Genomic DNA, 2128 nt, shown 5'->3' with positions numbered 1-2128 from the left:
TGCGGACGGCCCGTGCGTTGCAACAACCGAAATGGAATTCCCTCGACAAGCTCAACGAGGTACTGCTCGATCTGGAAACCCGGGCGCCGTTGGTGACGGCTTCATCGGTGCGGAACCTGCGCGAAGAACTGGCGTGTGCGGTTCGTGGTCGTGCTTTCGTTGTCCAGGCGGGTGACTGCGCTGAACGATTCGTGGACGCCACACCGGAGCGGACGCGGGAGAAGGCAACGTTCCTTCGAGGGCTGGCCGACATAGTCACAGCGGAATCGGGCATCCGATCCATCGTGATCGGACGCATGGGCGGGCAATACGCCAAACCGCGCTCGAACCCGACCGAGGTCCTGCCCGATGGGATGATTGTTCCGGTATACCGCGGGGACGCGGTGAACGGCCCGGACGCAGTACCGGAGGCGCGAATCGCCGACCCCCGTCGGCTCCGGCAGGCATACCAGCACGCGAAGACGGTGATCGACAGCCTCCAGCACTACGGTGACCCAGTTGTCGACGGACCGGCGGTATCGCCGGTTTACGTCAGTCACGAGGCGTTGCTGCTGGAGTACGAGCAGGCCCTGACACGCGGCGAAGTACTGGGCGAGTTCGGATCTTCCGCGCACCTGCTTTGGGTGGGGGAGCGAACGCGCCAGATCGACCACGCGCACATCGATTTCCTTGCCTCGATCAGCAATCCGATCGGGGTGAAAATCGGGCCGGACATCACGGGCGACGAGGCGCGGGAGCTGGTACGCGTCCTGAATCCGAACAAGGAGCCGGGGCGTCTCACCTTCATCGTGCGGATGGGCGCGGCAGCGGTCGCCGGTCGGCTTCCTCCGGTGCTCGCAGCACTCGGAAGCGACGCTGCAGACGTCCTTTGGATGTCTGACCCCATGCATGGCAATACCACCACCAACGGAGCGGGCCAGAAGACCCGCGTGCTCGAGGCGGTCGTCTCCGAGGTCGAATCGGTCATCGAAGTGCTGTCGGAACGCGGACTGCCAATGGGCGGCCTCCACTTGGAAGCCACGCACGACCCGGTGCGCGAGTGCGCGTCCGACACCGCCGAGTTCCGGTCCACGGCCCCGCTGCCCAACTACGAGACCGCGTGCGATCCGCGCCTGAATGCGCCTCAAGCCAGCACGGTCGTGTCACACGTCGGGCGGTTGATGGCGTGATCCGGAAATCCCGAGACAGGCCGGTGTACGTCCAGACCATGACAGCGGGTGATGAGTACTCACTACGGGAGGTGTCCTTAGTTAGTACCAGGGCGGAGAGGACGCGAGCGAAGAGGAAATGGTGTCGAACAGCTTCGCCCTCGCTGAACGAGTACGGCGGGCAAGGGAGCGGAGCGCCCCGGGCCGATGCTGGGGAAGCCCGCGGAGATCGATCTCAGGAGTGACCGTGGAAATCGAGATTCGAAGTGGAATCCGGGCGACGGCTTTGTCGGGGAACACCGCGGAAGAGCGCCAGGCGTGGCGGTTCACACCCGACCCCCGAAAGCGGGATGCCGATCCCGCCGCGATCCGCGCACAGGCCGCGTTGAACGAGGCTGACGGGTTCGACAGTGCATTGGTCACCACCTACAGCTCCTGGCCCGACCCGTGGCTCGTCGCAGCCCTGTCGATGGAGTCCGCGCCCAGGCTCGGAGTCGCGGTGGCTCACCGGCCGGGTGTCGTGCAGCCGACAGCAGCAGCGCGCACGTTCGCCACCTTGGACCGACTGAGCGGCGGGCGCGTATCGATGCACGTGGTGATCGGTTCCAGCGACATCGATGTGCGGCGCGACGGTGACTTCAGTTCCAAAGATGAGCGGTACCGCCGGGCGTTCGAATACCTCGACATCCTCAACCGCGTACTGAGTTCAGCCGAACCGTTCGACTTCGAGGGACAGCACTACCAGGTGCGGGGGGCATGGAGCGGCTTCGGCCCGGTCCAGCAACCGCGGCCTCCGATCTCGATCGGCGGCACCTCCGAGGCGGCGAAACAGCTCGCCGCCAGGTTCGGTGATGTCTACGCCGGTGCTTACGCCACCCCCGACGAGGTCACGCACGCGAAGGACGACATCGAGCATCGCTATGGGCGCAAACTGCGGTTCTGGAAATCATTCTCGGTCGTGCTCGGCGTTACCGACCGGG

The 2128-nt window shown here is 65.2% G+C and carries 2 protein-coding genes; both read left to right on the top strand.

Annotation, left to right across the window (positions count from 1 at the left end):
* Window positions 1–1169, top strand: a 1169-nt coding sequence (locus IJH84_RS00335; RefSeq protein ID WP_295138787.1) for a 3-deoxy-7-phosphoheptulonate synthase, incomplete at its 5' end; no start/stop codon positions are given.
* Between the two features lie 226 nt (window positions 1170–1395).
* Window positions 1396–2128, top strand: a 733-nt coding sequence (locus IJH84_RS00330; protein ID WP_295138784.1) for an LLM class flavin-dependent oxidoreductase, incomplete at its 3' end; no start/stop codon positions are given.

This window comes from Saccharopolyspora sp. (genome assembly GCF_017434145.1).
GTDB lineage: Bacteria > Actinomycetota > Actinomycetes > Mycobacteriales > Pseudonocardiaceae > Saccharopolyspora_C > Saccharopolyspora_C galaxeae.
The sequence above is the reverse complement of the archived record's forward strand: the minus strand, read 5'-3'. Positions and strand labels throughout refer to the sequence as shown.